Consider the following 17,406-nt stretch of genomic DNA (forward strand, 5'->3'; position numbering starts at 1 on the left):
CTCGCTGGCCCGCCCGTGCCCATGTGGGCCGTGAACATTGGGGGCTCTGCTTGATGTCGGGCAATATCACTCAACACCACGCCAAATTGCGCCGCGCCGTGTTGGCGGCGGCGTCGGCCGTTTCCCTGCTGGCGCTGGCCGTGCCGGCGCGCGCCGCGGATGATCCCAAAGTCGACCCCAAGTACATCTGGGACCTGAGCGACTATTACAAGTCGACGGCCGACTGGGACGCGGCGCGGGCCAGGATCAAGGCGGAACTGCCGGGCCTGGCCAAGTACAAGGGCACGCTGGCCCAGGGCCCCGCCGCCACCCTGGCGGCGCTGGAGGCCATTTCCCACGTCAATCATGAGCTGGAACAGGTGGGCACCTACGCCAGCACCATCGCCAACACCGACACGCGCGACGCCGCGGCGCAGGAGCGTGACGGCTTGGCGCAGGATCTGGCGGGCGAGGTGTCGGCCGCCATCGCCTGGCTGTCGCCGGAAATCCAGGACCTGGGGGCCGCCAAGATCGACGCCTACCTGAAGGCCGAGCCCAAGCTGGCCAAGTTCGGCTTTGGCCTGCACGACGCCCTGCGCCTGAAACCCCACACCCTGGGGGCGGAGGCGGAGGGGGTGCTGGCGGCGCTGGGCCCGGCGTTGGGCGGTGGTGGCACCACCTACAACCTGCTGGCCAACGCCGACATCGACTGGCCCACCATCACCCTGCCGAACGGCAAGTCGGTGAAGCTGACCCAGGCCAATTACCAGAAGTACCGGGAAGACCCGGACCGCGCCGTGCGCAAGGCCGTGTTCGACGCCTTTTGGACCAAGTTCGGCCAGTACGCCAACACCATGGGTTCCACCCTGGGCAACACGGTCCAGGGCGACGTCATCCAGTCCAAGCTGCGCCATTACCCGTCGGCGGTGGCGGCGTCCCTGTCCAGCAATGACATTCCCGAAGCCGTCTATCGCACCCTGGTGGCGGAAGCCAACAAGGGCCTGCCCACGCTGCACCGCTATTTCAAGCTGCGGCAGCGCATGCTGAACCTGCCCGACCTGCACTATTACGACATCTATCCGCCCCTGGTGCAATCGGACGCCAAGTTCCCCATCCAGGAGGGGGAGAAGCTGGTGCTGGCGGCGGTGAAGCCGCTGGGCGAGGAGTACCAGAAGGCCCTGGCGGACGGCTTCAGCCACCGCTGGATGCACGCCTACCCACAGGAGGGCAAGCAGTCCGGCGCCTACCAGACCGGTGTCTACGGCCTGCACCCGGTGGTTTTCCTGAACTATCAGGACAATTACAACTCCGTCTCCACGCTGGCCCATGAGTGGGGCCACGCCATGCACACCACCTTCGCCAACCGCAGCCAGCCGTATGAACTGGCGGGCTATTCGCTGTTCATGGCGGAGATCGCGTCGACGGCCAACGAATTCCTGCTGTCCGACTACATGCTGGCCAACGCCAAGACACGCCAGGAAAAGCTGCTGTATCTGGGCAATGAGCTGGAGACCATCCGCGCCACCTTCTTCCGCCAGACCATGTTCGCCGAGTTCGAACTGCGGGTGCATGACGCGGTGGAGAAGGGGGAGCCCATGTCGGGCAAGCGCATGACGGAGATCTATCTGGATCTCCTGCGCAAGTATCACGGCGCCGACCAGGGCGTGATGCAGATCGACCCGGTGTATGCGGCGGAATGGGCTTTCATCCCCCACTTCTACCGGCCCTTCTACGTCTACCAGTACGCCACCTCGATCTCCGCCTCCGCCTATTTCACGGAGAAGATCCGCGACGGCGGGCCGACGGCGCGCGACACCTACCTGGCGGCGCTCAAGGCCGGCGGGTCGGACTATCCGGTCGACGTGCTGAAAAAGGCCGGCTTGGACATGGCCTCGCCGGCGCCTTACCAGGCGCTGGTGCGGCGCATGGATACCGTCATCACCGAGATGGAACGGTTGCTGGATCAGAAGGACTGATTTCCTTCACAGGCGAATCAGCACCGTTTATAGAGGATGCGCAGGTTCCGGCGGGGCAGCTCGCCGGAGCCTTTTCCCATGGGCTTCATGATTTTTGCGGGGAGTGTCGGTGATGTCGGGCATGTGGCGGGTCGCACTGACGGTGCATGAGGACGTGGTGCAGAACTTCGCCCAGGTGCTGGAAAGCCATGTTGACGCCGTGTCCACCTTCGATCTGGAAGAGGGCGGCAACTGGCTGATCGAGGGCACCAGCCATGGAGAGCCCGACCAGTCCCGCCTGGTGGCCCGTGTCACCGTCCTGGCCATGGCCCTGGGGGTTCCCCAGCCGCAGATCGAGGTGGAGCCGCTGGCCCCCATCGACTGGGTCACCCAGACCTATCTCAGCTTCCCGCCCATCCGCGCCGGCCGCTTCTTCGTCCACGGCAGCCACCACAAGAAGCCGGTGCCCGCCGGCTGCATCGGCCTGCTGATCGAGGCCGCGATGGCCTTCGGTTCCGGCGAGCATGCCACCACCCAGGGCTGCCTGCGGGCGTTGAGCGACCTCAACAAGTCCATGCCCGTGACCCGGGCGCTGGACATGGGCTGTGGCTCCGGCATCCTGGCCTTCGCCATCGCCAAGCTGTGGCACGCCCCGGTGGCGGCGGTGGATATCGACGCCCTGTCCATCATGATCGCGGCCGAGAACGCCCGCCTAAACAAGGTGGACAAGCTGGTGACCTGCCGCGGTGGCGACGGCTATCGCACCCCCATCGTGCGGCAGAAGGGCCCCTATGACCTGATCGTCGCCAACATCCTGGCGCGGCCGCTCGCCCGCATGGCGCCGCAGCTGCGCCGCAACCTGCGCCGGGGGGGCGTCGCCGTGCTGTCGGGCCTGCTGGCCCGGCAGGAAAAGCTGGTGATCGCCGCCCACCGCCGCCAGGGCCTGAAGCTGGTGCGCCGGTATCAGATTGGTGAGTGGAACACGCTGGTGATGAAGGGCTGACAACCGCCCTTCCGGATGGCGTTTTCCCTTCTGTAAATTCATGTAACCAGACTGTAAACGCGGCAGACAGCCCCGGGGGCGGGGCGTATCACGAAGTCCGATGGTGACCGGTCGCCCTTGCTGGGGCTACCGGTTCCCGCGAATACGGCATCGGGCGACCGGCGCCGGTAAGTCGCGGCGGGGGTCTTCTCCCCGCGTTGGTCCCCGCCGCGACGCTTCCTCTCCCCACCAAAAAATTTGATGACGTCAAAAGCCTCGCCTACACTGGCGAAATCGGGCTTTGGGACTGCCCTTGCGTGCGGTCATGCCGCGTCCTAGGTTCGTCCCCCAAATCAATCGGCCGCCCGCTTGCCGGTCTTGAGAGAGGCGTCTTACCCGTGGATAGCACCCATATTCCCCCCGCCGCCGTCCCCTATCGTGGCGATGCCGAATTGGCCCGCCTGCTGAAGGTGGCCGGTATCGACCGTGACGTCGCCGGGGTGAGGGAGCTGCTGCGCGGCGTGCGGGCGGCGCCGGAGGATGTGGACCCCGCGCATTTCCTATCCCTGTTCGGCGCCGATTTGCCGGATGAGCTGGCGGCGCAGCTGACGGCGCTGAAGTCGCTGATCGAGGCGCCGCCCCCGCCGCAGGGGGGCGATATTGCCGCCCGGGTGGCGGCGTTGCGGGGTGAATTGGCCCGCGCCGATTTGGACGGTTTCATCATCCCCAGGGCCGATGAATACCAGGGGGAATATGTGCCGGCGCGCGGTGAGCGCCTGGCCTGGATCACCGGCTTCACCGGGTCGGCCGGCGTGGCCGTGGTGCTGCGTGACCGCGCCGCCATTTTCGTCGACGGCCGCTATACCCTGCAGGCGCAGGCCCAGGTCTCCGGCAGCCTGTATGAACGCCACCACCTGACCGAGACCTTCCATGGCGACTGGGTCGCCGGTGTCGTGAGGCAGGGCGGGCGCATCGGCTATGACCCGTGGCTGCATACCGTCGGCTGGATCGAGCGCATGAAGACGGCGCTGGCCCGCGCCGGCGCCACGCTGGTGGCGGTGGACAGCAACCCGCTGGACGCCATCTGGCATGACCGCCCCTCCGCCCCGCTGGGGCCGGTGGTCGCCCACGCCCTGGCCCATGCCGGCCAATCGTCCGCCGACAAGCGGGCGGAGATCGCGGCCGAGCTGAAGCGCAATGGCGAGCTGGCCGCCGTGCTGACCCAGCCGGATGGCATCGCCTGGCTGCTGAACATCCGGGGCGGCGACGTGCCCAACACGCCCCTGCCGCTGTCCTACGCCCTGTTGACCAACGATGGCGATGTCGACCTGTTCATCGACAACCGCAAGCTGGTTCCGGGGCTGGAGGTCCACCTGGGCAACCAGGTGTCCGTCCGCAAGCCGGAGGAGCTGCGCGGCGCCCTGGATGCCCTGGGCGCCACGGGCGGCAAGGTGCGCGTCGATCCCGTCTGGACCGCGTCCTGGGTGTTCGACCGCCTGACCGAGGCCGGTGCCCAGGTGGTGAAGGAGCGCGACCCCACCGTCTTCCGCAAGGCGGCCAAGAACACGGTGGAGATCGCCGGCTCCCGCGCCGCCCATGTCCGTGACGGTGTCGCCGTCACCCGCTTCCTGCACTGGCTCAGCGGGGCCGCCGCCGGCGGCACGCTGACCGAGATCGACGCGTCGGACCGCCTGTTTGAGTTCCGCAAGGAACAGCCGCTGTTCCGGGGCACCAGTTTCGACAGCATTTCCGGCGCCGGGCCCAACGGCGCCATCGTCCATTACCGCGCGGCCCCCGAAACCAACCGGGTGCTGGAAAAGGACAGCGTCTACTTGATCGACAGCGGCGGGCAGTACCTGGACGGCACCACCGACATCACCCGCACGGTCGCCATCGGTACGCCCCCGGCGGAGGCCAAGCGCCACTTTACCCTGGTGCTGAAGGGCCATATCGCGCTGGCCACCCTGCGCTTTCCCAAGGGCACCACCGGGTCGCAGATCGACATCCTGGCCCGCCAGTTCCTGTGGGCCCAGGGCCTGGATTACGACCATGGCACCGGCCACGGGGTGGGCAGCTTCCTCTCGGTGCATGAGGAATCGGCCCGTATCGCCAAGGTGCCGAACACCGTGGCCCTGGTCCCGGGCATGATCCTGTCGAATGAGCCCGGCTATTACCGCACTGGCGCCTACGGCATCCGCATCGAGAACCTGGTGCTGGTGCAGCCGGCCACCGCCATCCCCGGCGGCGACCTGCCCATGATGGCGTTCGAGTCCCTGACCTTGGCACCCATCGACCGCAACCTGATCGAACCGTCGCTGCTGACGGAGGCGGAAAAGGCCTGGTTGAACGCCTATCACGCCCGTGTGGCGGAAAAGGTGGGACCGCACCTGGAGGCGGAGGCCGCCGCCTGGCTGGCCGCGGCCACCGCGCCGATCTGAGCATGCCGATCTGAACATGGTGGACGCCGGCGGGTTTGCGGGCCCGCCGGCATCCTTTAAGCTGCCGTTCTCATGATAGGGGGGCGGCAGTGGATCGGCGTTCATTCCTGGCGACGGCGGGCACCGTCGCCGCCATCGCGTCTTCAGCTCCGGCGGTGGCGGGCGGCCCAGACCCGGTCAAGCCCTCCCTGGTGCGCCCCCCGATGCTGTGGCCCCCCATGTTGCGGCCCCCCATGTTGCGCCAGGGCGACAAGGTGGGCGTGCTGGACCTCAGCACCGCCGTTTATGATCCCGCCATCGCCGACCGCGTTGCCGCCGTCATCCAGGCGCTGGGCCTGGTGCCGGTGCTGTCCCCGCATCTGCTGGACCGCTCGCGCGCCTTCACCGCGTCCGTTCAAGAGCGGTTGTCCGACCTGCATGGCTTCGTCGACGACCCGTCCATCCGGGGCGTCTTCTGCGCCCGGGGCGGCTATGGCGTCAGTGAGATCGTGGACCGCGTGGATTACGAGCTGATCCGCCGCCATCCCAAGGTCTTCCTGGGCTTCAGCGATCCGACGCTGCTGCACCTGGCCATCGCCCGCCAGGTGGGGCTGGTCACCTTCCACGGCCGCATGCCGGGCCTGGCCAAGTTCACCCCCTATTCGCTGGAGGCGCTGCGCCGCGCCGTATGCGCGCCGGAGCCCGTGGGCATCCTGCGCAATCCAGAGGAGGGCAACCCGCTGCGCCCCGCCTATCCCCTGCGCACCATCGCGCCGGGCCAGGCCAGCGGTCGCCTGGTGGGCGGCAACCTGTCCATGATCATGGCCGCCATGGGCACGCCGTGGGAGATCGACACGCGCGGCGCCATCGTCATGGTCGAGGACGTGGATGAGGTGCCCTACGCCATCGCCCGCATGCTGTGGACCCTGCGCCATGCCGGCAAGCTCCAGGCGGCGGCCGGCATCGCCGTTGGCGCCTGCGCTGGCTGCGACAAGCCCTCCGACGCCTCACCCTATGGCCTGAACGAGGTGTTCGACCTGGTGCTGGGCGACCTGGGCATCCCCGTCTTCTCTGGCTTGGCCCTGGGCCATACCGATGACACCCTGACCGTGCCGCTGGGCGTCCAGGCCCACCTGGACGCCACGGCGCGCACCTTGACGGTGTTGGAGAGCGGGGTGGTGGGGTAGGGCCCCCCGCTCAAGACCGGCGCATGCGGGCGATGATGGTGGCCAAGTTGGGCCGGGAGCCTGCGGCCAGGATACTGGCCTGGAACAGGCGGCCCAGCAGCATCACCTCCACCACGGCGAACAGGGCGAGGGTGGCGCCGGCGCCCAGCACCTCCCACGTCGGCATGCCCAGGCCCAGGCGCGCCAGCACGGCGAAGGGCGTCCAGATGGGGACCCAGGTCAGGATTTCGATGCCGATGCCGCCGCCGCCCGCCAGGATGCCCTGGATCAGGGCAATGACCGGCATCAGGATGATCAGCATCACCGGCGTCAGGTAGGCCTGGGCATCGCGCATCGACTCGCTGATCCCGCCGATGGCCAGGAACACCACGGAGACGGCGATATAGCCCATCACCAGGAAATAGACGATCACGGCGACGGCGCCCGGTGACGACAGCGGCGCCAGCGCCGGCCGGATCATGTCAGCGATCACGCCATGGGTGGCATAGGCGGCGACAAAGGCGCAGCCGATCCAGACCGCGATCATGGCCAGGCCCACGGCGATGGTTCCGGCCAGCTTGCCATACATCAGCTCATGCGGCGTCACGCAGGACAGCACGGCCTCGATCAGCTTGCTGGACCGTTCCTCCACCGTGCTCTGCAGCATCCAGCTGCCGGACAGCATCAGGCTCATCATCAGCATGTAGGCGGCGACCAAGGGCAGGATGGAGCGGACCAGCATCGCCTCCCGGGCGCCGCCGCCCGGTGGCGGCGCGGTGATGGTGACGATGGGCGTGATCGTCGCGGCCGCGTCGGCGACCTCGGCCGTAGTGCCATGGGTCACCAGGAAGCGGGTCCTCAGGTCACGGGTCAGCACCTGCTGCAAACGATCGACGAAGCCGCCATGCGGCTGCCCGTTGGCCCAGAGCCTGACTTGGCTGGCAGTCCCGAAGTCGGCGGGGATCAGCACCACATAATTGATCGCGCCGTCCTGACCCCCAGGAGCGCCCCCGCTGGTGCTGTCCGGATGCAAAAGGGGATGCAGGGCCGTGTCCAGCCCGGCGTCGGGTGTCGCGGTCACCGATGCCGGCGCCGCCACGAAGGAATAGTCCGGCCTGGGCGCCGTAAAGGCCGGCAGCTCCGGCGGGGCGACGGCCTGAATCCGGGCCAGCGCCGCCGACAGGCCGCCATTGGCCCGGAACTGGCGGACATCCTGGTCGGTATACCAACGGCCGTGCGCCGCCCAGGGCGCCTGCGGGTCGGCGCTTTCCAGGTGGTGGCGCTCGACATAGCGACCCAGTTGCACCAGCGTGGCGCGCTGCTGCTCCTGCTCGAAGGTGTCGCGGATGGCGGCTTCCACCCCGCCGTCACCCCGGTCGATGATCATGACCCGCTCGATCTCGTCCCGGCTCATGATGCTTTGGATGACGGGCCCCGCCGCCAGCATGATGGGCAGGATCAGCAGGGTAATCCAGAAGCCGCGGGTGCCGGTGATCTGGCGGAATTCACGGGTGGCGACAAGCAGGATGTGGCGGATCATGCCGCTTCTCCCTGGCTGGGCTTATTGGGGGTGGGCTTCCCGGTCGAGTCGATGAACGACGGGCCGACGATGTGGACGAAGGCGTCGTGCAGGCTGGCCCGTTGCTGTTCGAAGCGGCGGAGGGGCACACCCTCGGCGACGCAGCGTTCCAGCACATCCCCCGGGTCCACCCCGGGCACCAGCTTCACCTCCCACTCCCGCCAGCCGTCGCCCCCATCGCCGGCCAGGGGCGCACCGGCGTCGGCCGATTGCACCCCGGGTAAGGTCGCCGCATCGGCCCGGGTGATCACAGACAGGCGGGCGGGCAGCAGGGCGCGCGCCTCATCCTGCGTGCCCTCGAACCGCTTGCGCCCCTTGGCCAGCAGCAGCAGGCGGTCGCACAGCCGTTCGGCATGCTGCATGACGTGGGTGGAAAAGATGACCGTGGCGCCGCCATCGCGCGCCCGCCGGATCTCATCCTCCAGCAAGCCCTGGTTCAGGGGATCGAGCCCGGAGAACGGTTCATCCAGGATCAGCAGGCGCGGCTTGTTCACCACCGCCGTGGCCAATTGCACCTTCTGCGCCATGCCCTTGGACAGCTTGTCGATCCGGGTTCGCTCGAAGGCGGCCAGGCCAAACCGTTCCAGCAGGGCCCGTCCCTCGGCGCGGGCGTCGGCGGCGCTCATGCCCTTGAGCTGGCCATAATAAACGATGGTGTCCAGCACCTTCATGGTGCGGTACAGGCCCCGTTCTTCCGGCAGGAAGCCGATCTCGCCCGACCGCTTCCGGTCCGGCGGCCGCCCGAATATCGAGATGGCGCCCTCATCCGGGCGGATGATGTCGAGGACCATGCGCAACGAGGTGGTCTTGCCCGCGCCATTGCCGCCGAGGAAGCCGAACACCTCACCGTCGCGCACCTGGAAGCTCAAATCGTCGACGGCGACCAAATCGGCGAAGGATTTGCGGATCGCGGTGAATTCCAGAGCGTTCATGCCCGCCGCCAGCCCCGTATTGTTGTTTGGCGCATCAAGAATGCACTGGGGAGTTGAGGCGGTAAAGGGCCGCCAGCGCGTCTGTTTGTCCCGGCCAAGAGAAAGGCCCGGCGGATCGCTCCACCGGGCCTCGTCTCTTGCACTTGCCGAAAAGGCTCAGCGCCCGCCGGGGGGCTTGTCAATGTCCTCCGGACATGGCCTTCACGATCTCCTCGGTGACCTTCTTGGCGTCGCCGAACAGCATCATGGTGTTGGGGCGGAAGAACAGTTCGTTCTCCACGCCGGCATACCCGGCGCCCATGGACCGCTTGATGAACAGCACGGTCTTGGCCTTCTCCACGTCCAGGATGGGCATGCCGTAGATGGGGCTGCTGGGGTCGGTCTTGGCGGCGGGGTTGGTGACGTCGTTGGCGCCGATGACGTAGGCGACATCCGCCTGGCTGAAATCGCGGTTGATTTCGTCCAGCTCGAACACCTCGTCATAGGGCACGTTGGCCTCGGCCAGCAGCACGTTCATGTGCCCGGGCATGCGGCCCGCCACCGGGTGGATGGCGTACTTCACGTCCACGCCTTCCTTCTTCAGGATGTCCGCCATTTCACGCACGGCGTGCTGGGCCTGGGCCACCGCCATGCCATAGCCGGGCACGATGATGACGCTGGACGCGTTCTTCATGATGAAGGCGGCGTCGTCGGCGGAGCCGGACTTGAAGCTGCGGTCGCCCGCCGGGCCCGCAGCGGCGCCGGCGGCGGCGTCACCACCGAAGCCGCCCAGGATGACGTTGAAGATGGACCGGTTCATCCCCTTGCACATGATGTAGCTGAGGATGGCGCCGGAGGAGCCGACCAGCGCGCCGGTGATGATCAGCAGCGGGTTCTGCAGGGTGAAGCCGATGCCGCAGGCCGCCCAGCCGGAATAGCTGTTCAGCATGGACACGACCACCGGCATGTCGGCGCCGCCGATGGGCAGGATCAGCAGGAAGCCCAGGCCCAGCGACACCAGGATGATCAGCCAGAAGAAGAAGGCGCTTTGCGTCGCGCACAGCAGCAGGATCAGCAGCACCAGGCCGGCCGCCAGGGCGGCGTTCAGCGGGTGCTGCATGGGGAAGACCAGGGGCTTGCCGCTCATGCGGCCATCCAGCTTCAGGAAGGCGACCAGCGAGCCGGTGAAGGTGATGGCGCCGATGGCGATACCCAGGCTCATCTCGATGAGGGAGCCGACATGGATGTCGCCGTCCGTGCCGATGCGGTATTCCTCCGGCGCGTAAAAGGCGGCGGCCGCGATGAACACGGCGGCCAGGCCCACCAGGCTGTGGAAGGCCGCCACCAATTGCGGCAGCGAGGTCATCTTGATGGTGCGGGCGATGTGCGCGCCCGCCGTGCCGCCCAGCGCGATGCCGACGATGATGAGCACTGCCGCCAGGAAGGAGAACTGCGGCAGCACGAACAGGCTGGTGATGATGGCAATGGCCATGCCGGCGATGCCGAACATGTTGCCGTTGCGGGCCGTTTCCGGGCTGGACAGCCCGCGCAGCGCCATGATGAAGCACACGGCGGCCGCGAGATAGGCGAGCGAAGTCGCGATCAGCATGATGGTCCGGCCCCCTTACTTCTTGGCGCCCTGGGCAGGGGCCTTTTTCTTGTACATGGCCAGCATGCGCTGCGTGACCATGAAGCCCCCGAAGATGTTCACCGACGCCAGGATGACGGCCAGGAAGCCCATCACCATGGAGAAGCCGAAGTGGTGGGCGCCGGTGGCGATCAGCGCGCCGACGATGATGACCGACGACACGGCGTTGGTGACGCTCATCAGCGGGCTATGAAGGGCCGGCGTCACCCGCCAGACCACGTAGTAGCCGACGAACACCGCCAGCACGAAGACCGTCAGGCCGGTGACGATGAAGGGCATGCCCTGCTGGGCCTGGTCGGTGGCGATCTGGGTCGCCTGGTTGGCCACGTTGGCGGCCTGCTCGGCCAGCTTCTGCGCGTTGGTGGCGAGGTCGGCCGCGTTCTTGGCGTAGTTTTGCGCGTCCATGGGGCTTACTCCGCTTTCTCGGGCGCTGGCTCGACAGGGGCCGGCGGGGCCGGTGGGGCTGCCGGGGCGAAGGTCGGATGCACGACGGCGCCGTCATGCGTCAGGGCCGTGCCCTTGATGATCTCATCGTTCCAGTCGATCTTCAGTGCCTTCGCCTCCTTGTCCACCAGGGGGGTCAGGAAGTTCAGCAGGTTCTTGGCGTACAAGGCGCTGCTGTCCACGGCGATGCGGCTGGGCACATTGGTGTGGCCCACGATCTTCACGCCGTACTTCTCCACGATCTTCCCGGGCTCGCTGCCCTCGACATTGCCGCCCTGTTCCACAGCCAGGTCCACGACCACGGCGCCGGGCTTCATGGTCCGCAGCATGGCGTCGGTCACCAGCACGGGGGCCTTGCGGCCGGGGATCAGCGCCGTGGTGATGACGATGTCCTGCTTCTTGATGGTCTCCGCCACCAGCGCCGCCTGCTTGGCCCGATACTCGGGGCTCATCTCCTTGGCGTAGCCGCCGGCGGTCTGCGCCTGCTGGAACTCCTCGTCCTCCACGGCGACGAAGGTGGCGCCCAGCGACTGCACCTGTTCCTTGGTGGCCGGGCGCACGTCGGTGGCCGAGACGATGGCGCCCAGGCGGCGGGCGGTGGCGATGGCCTGCAGGCCCGCCACGCCCACACCCATGATGAAGGCGCGGGCCGGCGGCACGGTGCCGGCGGCCGTCATCATCATGGGGAAGGCGCGGCCGAACTCATAGGCTGCGTCCAGCACCGCCCGGTATCCGGCCAGGTTGGCCTGGCTGGACAGCACGTCCATGCTTTGCGCGCGGGTGATGCGGGGAATGAATTCCATGGCGAAGGCGTCGACGCCGGCGTCGGCGTAGCTCTTCACCCGGTCGGCGTCGCCATAGGGGCTGAGGATGGCGGCCAGTTTGGCGCCGCGCTTGATCAGCGCCAGCTCCTCCGGCTCCGGCCGTTGCACCTTCAGCACCACGTCCGCATCCGCCAGCGCTGCGGCGGCGTCGGGCGCGATCGTGGCGCCGGCGGCGGCGAACGCGTCATCGGTGATGGCGGCGCCCAGGCCGGCGCCCGTCTCGATGGTGACGTCGAAGCCGAGCCCGACGAATTTCCGTACCGTCTCGGGCGAGGCGGCGACGCGCAGCTCCCCCGGTCGACGTTCTTTGGGTACGCCGATTTTCATTGGTTACGCTCCCCATGATCGCCGGCCCTGGCCGCGATGGCCAAGGCTGGCTTAGAGTCAGTTCAGCCGCAGGAAAACTTCCCCCGCGGAAGGGTGATGACGCCGGGCCACCATGACCTATCCGGTAATCTTTGTGAAGAAGCGGACAGGCATGCGCGTGGAACCGTCATTATCCGCGCGAGCCCCCGCAGCAAAAATGATTAACGTCATTCACGCCCCCCTGCCGCGCCTCCCCGCGCACAACCAGGATGTACGGGCGGAAGTGTAATTGTCCACCGGTTACCATAAGGGCCAGCCATGCGGTTGGGGTGTGGCAACTTGGCCGGAAGGGGCCCCGCCAGGGGCATAGGGTCGCGGGGATGGCCCGCGCCGACAAGGGGTGAAAAAGACCTATGCGGGACATTGGGGTGGTTTGGTCCACAACACGCCGTTAAACTGCGCCCGGTGTCCGCCCTTCCGCCGTTGAACCGACATCAGACCGCAACGGCCATAGAAGGATAGGCGCACCCCATGTGGACGAGAGAATTCGTGATGACCGATTCCCATGCCCTGGCCGCGGCCGGGCGCGCCCTGTTCAAGGAACTGACGGAAGCCGGTCGCCCCGTGGTGGGCGTAGGCATCGGCGAGGGGCTGATCTATCTGCGCGTCACGGCGCCCGACCACGGCGCGCCGGAGAATTACAACGGCTATCCCGTGGTGGTGTTTGGTGAGGACGGCGCCCGCCGCCACTGAGGTTCCGCGGCGCACCTGGCCCCTCTCCCGCAGGGCCAGGTGATGCCCCATGGGACGCCAGCCAGCGAAAGCCCGCGCAGGCGGGGTGTCATCACTCCCGCCGCGCCCCGCCAAGACGTCTCCTCAGGCGTCTGCGCTCTCTGTGGCCGGCCCTTAGTGCCTGGGCCATCAGTTGAGCTACATCACTTGGTCCCCCGCAGCGAGGGCGGCCGCGTGACCGTCCCCTTGCATCGCGTGTGTCATCGCAAAATCCACGCTGAATTGACGGAGCGGGAACTGGCCGTGGCCTATGCCACGGTGGCGGCCCTGCGCGCCCATCCCGCTATCGCCGCCTTCATCCGCTGGGTGGCCAACAAGCCCCCCGAATTCACGACCCGGACCGCGCCCCGGCGGCGTTGAGCGTCGTGCCCGGCCCGGCCCCGTGCGCCGGCCCCAAGATCGCCCTTGATCGAAGAATTGTAAGAGAAAGCAAATTTGGTTGAATTGCTGAATGTTGGGGGCTTTATATCCAAAAGGATATGGGACTTTAGGACTTAATAAATAATTATTTAATGCACATCAATAGTCATCCCGGAGGGCCGGCCGTCTGACGCGGCGTCGGCCATAAACATTTCCTGCCGGGGGGATCATGTCCGCTTTCGCGAATCTCAAGATCACCGCCAAGATATTGGCGATGCTGGGCTTACTGGGCGTGTTCGCCTTGGTCGCCTCCAGCTTTGCCGCCACACGGATGTCCGCCATCGATGACAGCTACGGTCGTTTGCTGAGCGGTGCGGGCAAAGCCGCCATGGCGTTGTCGCGTGCCAACCGCTACCTGGTGTTCATGGAGCGTTCCATCTATGAAGGCATGACGGTGACCGATGACGCCGGCAACGCCAAGGCTGCGGAAAACTATCGCAAAGGCGTCGAGGCTTATGAAACCTACATGGATCAGGCCAAGACCGCATTGCCGGCTCGGGCGTCGGACATTGCGGCTTTGCAGCAGGAGATGCAGGCCTTGATGGCTCCCACCGGCGTGTGCGGGCAAACGCTCGATGCCGCGACGAAATCCGCCTCCGCTGAGGAGAATGTCCGCATCAGCACCACCATGATGGGGCCTAAGTGCGACCCGGCGATGCTGGGTCTGCTGAACCGTCAGGCCAAATTGGCTGACAGTATTCGCGGCGACGCCGATGCCATAGCCGGCCAGAACCATGAGGGGACCGTCAGCACGATCTGGCTGGTGTTCGGCCTGGTGGTGGCCGGCCTGTGCCTGGTGGGCGGCCTGGCCTTCTATCTGACGGTGACCGGCATCGGCCGGCCGCTGCAGCGGGTGAGCGGCGGGCTGGTCAGCCTGGGGCAGGGGGACTACGGCGTCGACCTCGCCGGGTTGGATCGGAAGGACGAGGTCGGCCAGATGGCCCGCGCCTTCAACGACCTGAAGGCCGGCCTGATCCGGGCCCGCGAGTTGGAGAACGCGCAACGGGCCGAGCAGGAGGAGAAGACCCGCCGGGCGGAGCGCGTGGCCCGCATCACCCGCGATTTCGAGGCCAAGATCTCCGAACTGTCCACCAGCCTGGCCAATGCCGCCAACGAGATGGACGCCACGGCCAAGGCCATGTCCAATAACGCCGAGGAAACCAACCGCCAGTCCATGGTGGTGTCGTCGGCGGCGGAGCAGACCTCCGCCAACGTGCAGACGGTGGCGGCGGCGGCCGAGGAGTTGTCGGCCTCCATCCAGGAGATCGGACGCCAGATGGGGCGCACCATGGACACAGTCAATGACGCGGTCACCGAGGCGCGCAACACCGACCACGTGGTCCAGACCTTGTCCAGCGGCGCGGAACGCATCGGTGATGTCGTCCAACTGATTGCCGATATCGCCGCGCAGACCAACCTGCTGGCCCTGAACGCGACCATCGAGGCGGCCCGCGCGGGCGAGGCCGGCAAGGGCTTCGCCGTCGTGGCCAGCGAGGTCAAGAGCCTGGCCACCCAGACGGCCAAGGCGACGGAGGAGATCGGTGCCCAGGTGGGCGAAATCCGCCAGGCAGCGTCCAACGCGGTGGGGGCCATCCAGGCCATCGCCCAGCGCATCCAGGACATCAACGGCATCGCGTCGGCCATCGCCGCGGCGGTGGAGGAGCAGGAGGCCTCGACCCACGAAATCGCCCGCAACGTTCAGGAAGCGGCGCGGGGGACGGAAGCGGTGACGACCAATATCGCCGGTGTTTCGGAAGCCGCGTCCAGCACCGGTGTCGCCGCCAGCCAAGTCCAGTCCTCGGCCTCGCTGCTGGCGCGGGACTCCGACACCCTGAAGCGGACGGTCAGTTCCTTCACGGCGGAGATGAGCGCCGCCTGATGCGGCGTTTGTAATCCAGCGGCTTCATCCAAGCGGCCCGGGGCGTTTCCCGGGCCGTTCCTTTTCAGGCCGGCTTCAAGGGGGCGGCCCGGCACGGCCACCCTCCAAAACGCGCGCATGACAAAAGCCGCCCACTGAGATTCAGGGGCGGCTCCGTCCGTGCGTCTAACAGCGCGTGAAAGGCTTAGTAGCCCTCGCGCTCCAGACGCTTGCGCAGCAGCTTGCGGGCGCGGCGAATGGCCTCGGCCTTCTCACGGGCGCGCTTCTCCGAGGGCTTCTCGTAGTTGCGACGCAGCTTCATCTCGCGGAAAATGCCTTCGCGCTGCATCTTCTTCTTGAGAGCGCGGAGGGCCTGATCGACGTTGTTGTCACGAACCAGCACTTGCACGGGACGTCACCACTCCAAACAGAGTAAAAGGTTAACGGGTAATAGCCAAGACGCACGGTCGCGCAGGCAGCCCGATCGGAGGCCGGTGGTATAACACAGCCCCCCGGCCCTGTGAAGCCTTTCCCGCCATCCGCACGCGGGGCCCCCATGCGCCCCGCGGATGGGCGGTGGCCTCCGCCACAAAAGGACAGGCGGCCCAGCATGGGGTGACAGAGGCGCGCAACCCATGGAAACTAGCCCGATGCTGCCTATATCGCATGCGGCCGCCACCATACGGATGGGGGCGGGGAGAGGGGGAACATTGGCAATCCTGAAGATCGCCCGCATGGGCCACCCGGTGCTGCGGCGCCCGGCGCTGCCGGTGGAGGAGCCGATACCCGCGGTGGTGCGCCAATTGGCCCAGGACATGATCGAGACCATGATCAATTCGTCCGGCGTTGGCTTGGCCGCGCCGCAGGTGCATGTCGGCTGGCGGGTCATCGTCTTTCGTGTCCCGGCCGAGCGCGCGGCCGGCGATGGCGTCGAGGCCCAGGTGCTGGTCAACCCGGTGGTCGAGCCGCTGTCGGAGGAGATGCAGTTCGGTTGGGAGGGGTGCCTATCGATCCCGGGGTTACGCGGGGCGGTGCCCCGCTACAACCACATCCGCTATTGCGGCCTGGCGCTGGACGGCTCTGTGGTGGAGCGTGAGGCGCGGGGCTTTCATGCCCGCGTGGTGCAGCATGAGTGCGACCACCTGGACGGCGTGCTGTATCTGGACCGCATGGACGACCTGCGCTTCCTCAGCTTCACCGAGGAAATGAAGTATTTCGGCACCGATTCGGTCCCCCGGCTGCCCGGCTGATGCCGCCTGGCCACCCTCTGGGAGCCGACTTGGGGGGTGGAGACGGGCGGGGCCCGCGCCTATACTGGCGCCAGTTTTCGGCCACCCGGTGGCCGCAGCCCCGTGCAAGGGAGTGTTTCCCATGGTCGCCCCCGATACCGACGCCCCGACCGATTCGACCGTTGCTCCGCCGTCTTCCCCATCGCCAACCACCCCGGTGGATGAGCGGCTGGCCCTGCGGGACCGGCTGATGCTAGCCATCCTGCCCCATGTCGCCTTCGACGGCTGGTCGGCGGCGGCGCTGCGCCAGGGGGCGGCGGACGCCGGCATGGGTGCGGCCCAGTTGGTGGCGCTGTTCCCCGGCGGTGTCGCCGATGGGGTGGCGCAGTTCAGCGATTGGGCGGACCGCGCCATGCTGGCGCAGCTGGCGGGGCGGGACCTGTCGGTCATGAAGGTGCGGGCGCGGGTGACCCTGGCGGTGCGCCTGCGCCTGGAACTGCTGTCCCCCTGGGCGGAGGCCGTGCGGCGCACTTCCTCCTTCGTGGCGCTGCCCACGCATACGGCGCTGGCCGCCCGCCTGCTGTATCGCACGGTGGACGCCATCTGGTACGCCGCCGGTGACCAGTCGACGGACTTCAACTATTACACCAAGCGGGCCTTGCTGGCCGGTGTGCAGACGGCCACCGTGCTGTACTGGCTGGGTGACCGGTCGCCGGATTACGCCGACACCTGGGCCTTCCTGGACCGGCGCATCGAGAATGTGATGGCCTTCGGCCGCACGCTGTCCACCCTGTCCCCGCCCAAGCTGTCGTCGCTGAAAAATGTGGGTGACCTGCTGCCCTCGCCCCTGCGCTTCTCCCGCCATCTGCGCCAGCGCGCCTGAACCGCCGATAATC

15 protein-coding genes are annotated in these 17,406 nt (G+C 67.3%); 9 read left to right on the forward strand and 6 right to left on the reverse strand.

Going from position 1 to position 17,406, the window contains the following annotated elements; genetic code table 11:
• Nucleotides 1–53 precede the first annotated feature (53 nt).
• From pepF to UCD39_RS23940, 4 genes are all read left to right on the forward strand, one after another.
• The gene (pepF, locus tag UCD39_RS23925) at nucleotides 54–1,955 is read left to right on the forward strand and encodes an oligoendopeptidase F (protein ID WP_330498177.1); all 1,902 of its coding nucleotides are present in this window, start codon (nucleotides 54–56) and stop codon (nucleotides 1,953–1,955) included.
• 112 nt (nucleotides 1,956–2,067) lie between these two features.
• Nucleotides 2,068–2,937 (forward strand): 50S ribosomal protein L11 methyltransferase, encoded by an 870-nt coding sequence (locus UCD39_RS23930; protein ID WP_330498178.1) that lies wholly within the window; start codon nucleotides 2,068–2,070, stop codon nucleotides 2,935–2,937.
• 377 nt (nucleotides 2,938–3,314) lie between these two features.
• Nucleotides 3,315–5,354 carry an aminopeptidase P family protein gene (locus UCD39_RS23935; protein WP_330498179.1) on the forward strand — a complete coding sequence of 680 codons (2,040 nt, stop codon included), beginning with the start codon at nucleotides 3,315–3,317 and terminating at the stop codon, nucleotides 5,352–5,354.
• Nucleotides 5,355–5,443: 89 nt separating this feature from the next.
• Complete coding sequence (locus UCD39_RS23940) at nucleotides 5,444–6,520, forward strand: S66 peptidase family protein (protein ID WP_330498180.1); 1,077 nt, start codon at nucleotides 5,444–5,446, stop codon at nucleotides 6,518–6,520.
• A 10-nt stretch (nucleotides 6,521–6,530) separates the two neighbouring features.
• Here the strand turns inward: UCD39_RS23940 and UCD39_RS23945 are convergent, their stop codons facing one another.
• The 5 genes from UCD39_RS23945 to UCD39_RS23965 form a co-directional block, all read right to left on the reverse strand.
• On the reverse strand, nucleotides 6,531–8,039 hold the full coding sequence (locus UCD39_RS23945; protein ID WP_330498181.1) for an ABC transporter permease: 1,509 nt from the start codon (nucleotides 8,037–8,039) through the stop codon (nucleotides 6,531–6,533).
• Nucleotides 8,036–9,010: an ABC transporter ATP-binding protein gene (locus tag UCD39_RS23950; protein ID WP_330498182.1), complete on the reverse strand. Its 975-nt coding sequence runs from the start codon at nucleotides 9,008–9,010 to the stop codon at nucleotides 8,036–8,038. Before UCD39_RS23950 ends, UCD39_RS23945 begins: the two co-directional genes overlap by 4 nt.
• Nucleotides 9,011–9,188: 178 nt before the next feature.
• Nucleotides 9,189–10,598 (reverse strand): NAD(P)(+) transhydrogenase (Re/Si-specific) subunit beta, encoded by a 1,410-nt coding sequence (locus tag UCD39_RS23955; RefSeq protein ID WP_145729520.1) that lies wholly within the window; start codon nucleotides 10,596–10,598, stop codon nucleotides 9,189–9,191.
• A gap of 15 nt (nucleotides 10,599–10,613) precedes the next feature.
• Nucleotides 10,614–11,042, reverse strand: a complete 429-nt coding sequence (locus UCD39_RS23960; RefSeq protein ID WP_040848625.1) for an NAD(P) transhydrogenase subunit alpha part 2 — start codon at nucleotides 11,040–11,042, stop codon at nucleotides 10,614–10,616.
• 5 nt (nucleotides 11,043–11,047) lie between these two features.
• Entirely contained in the window at nucleotides 11,048–12,232 is a 1,185-nt protein-coding gene (locus UCD39_RS23965) for a Re/Si-specific NAD(P)(+) transhydrogenase subunit alpha (RefSeq protein ID WP_330498183.1), read from the reverse strand.
• Nucleotides 12,233–12,763: 531 nt separating this feature from the next.
• Between UCD39_RS23965 and UCD39_RS23970 the strand changes: the two genes are divergently transcribed.
• From UCD39_RS23970 to UCD39_RS23980, 3 genes are all read left to right on the forward strand, one after another.
• Nucleotides 12,764–12,964, forward strand: coding sequence for a hypothetical protein (locus tag UCD39_RS23970; RefSeq protein WP_244909245.1), 201 nt, complete (start codon nucleotides 12,764–12,766; stop codon nucleotides 12,962–12,964).
• Nucleotides 12,965–13,006: 42 nt separating this feature from the next.
• Entirely contained in the window at nucleotides 13,007–13,363 is a 357-nt protein-coding gene (locus tag UCD39_RS23975; protein WP_330498184.1) for an HNH endonuclease signature motif containing protein, read from the forward strand.
• Nucleotides 13,364–13,592: 229 nt separating this feature from the next.
• Complete coding sequence (locus tag UCD39_RS23980; protein ID WP_330498185.1) at nucleotides 13,593–15,302, forward strand: methyl-accepting chemotaxis protein; 1,710 nt, start codon at nucleotides 13,593–13,595, stop codon at nucleotides 15,300–15,302.
• Between the two features lie 184 nt (nucleotides 15,303–15,486).
• On the opposite strand, the gene rpsU is transcribed toward UCD39_RS23980, so the two are convergent.
• Nucleotides 15,487–15,690: a 30S ribosomal protein S21 gene (gene rpsU, locus UCD39_RS23985; RefSeq protein ID WP_012567245.1), complete on the reverse strand. Its 204-nt coding sequence runs from the start codon at nucleotides 15,688–15,690 to the stop codon at nucleotides 15,487–15,489.
• Between the two features lie 301 nt (nucleotides 15,691–15,991).
• Here rpsU and def point away from each other — a divergent pair, with 301 nt between their 5' ends.
• Both def and UCD39_RS23995 read left to right on the forward strand, forming a co-directional pair.
• Entirely contained in the window at nucleotides 15,992–16,531 is a 540-nt protein-coding gene (gene def / locus UCD39_RS23990) for a peptide deformylase (RefSeq protein WP_330498186.1), read from the forward strand.
• A gap of 121 nt (nucleotides 16,532–16,652) precedes the next feature.
• Nucleotides 16,653–17,393 (forward strand): COQ9 family protein, encoded by a 741-nt coding sequence (locus UCD39_RS23995; protein WP_330498187.1) that lies wholly within the window; start codon nucleotides 16,653–16,655, stop codon nucleotides 17,391–17,393.
• Nucleotides 17,394–17,406 lie beyond the last annotated feature (13 nt).

Origin of the sequence: Nitrospirillum karajorum (genome assembly GCF_036348415.1) — a bacterium.
Lineage (GTDB): Bacteria > Pseudomonadota > Alphaproteobacteria > Azospirillales > Azospirillaceae > Nitrospirillum > Nitrospirillum amazonense_B.

Excerpts from the sequence above, each read along its gene's own strand:
- pepF (WP_330498177.1), top strand. The coding sequence starts at position 54 with ATGTCGGGCAATATCACTCAACACCACGCCAAATTGCGCCGCGCCGTG.
- UCD39_RS23930 (WP_330498178.1), top strand. The coding sequence starts at position 2,068 with ATGTCGGGCATGTGGCGGGTCGCACTGACGGTGCATGAGGACGTGGTG.
- UCD39_RS23945 (WP_330498181.1), bottom strand. The coding sequence starts at position 8,039 with ATGATCCGCCACATCCTGCTTGTCGCCACCCGTGAATTCCGCCAGATC.
- UCD39_RS23950 (WP_330498182.1), bottom strand. The coding sequence starts at position 9,010 with ATGAACGCTCTGGAATTCACCGCGATCCGCAAATCCTTCGCCGATTTG.
- UCD39_RS23955 (WP_145729520.1), bottom strand. The coding sequence starts at position 10,598 with ATGCTGATCGCGACTTCGCTCGCCTATCTCGCGGCCGCCGTGTGCTTC.
- UCD39_RS23960 (WP_040848625.1), bottom strand. The coding sequence starts at position 11,042 with ATGGACGCGCAAAACTACGCCAAGAACGCGGCCGACCTCGCCACCAAC.
- UCD39_RS23965 (WP_330498183.1), bottom strand. The coding sequence starts at position 12,232 with ATGAAAATCGGCGTACCCAAAGAACGTCGACCGGGGGAGCTGCGCGTC.
- UCD39_RS23970 (WP_244909245.1), top strand. The coding sequence starts at position 12,764 with ATGACCGATTCCCATGCCCTGGCCGCGGCCGGGCGCGCCCTGTTCAAG.
- UCD39_RS23975 (WP_330498184.1), top strand. The coding sequence starts at position 13,007 with ATGCCCCATGGGACGCCAGCCAGCGAAAGCCCGCGCAGGCGGGGTGTC.
- UCD39_RS23980 (WP_330498185.1), top strand. The coding sequence starts at position 13,593 with ATGTCCGCTTTCGCGAATCTCAAGATCACCGCCAAGATATTGGCGATG.
- UCD39_RS23995 (WP_330498187.1), top strand. The coding sequence starts at position 16,653 with ATGGTCGCCCCCGATACCGACGCCCCGACCGATTCGACCGTTGCTCCG.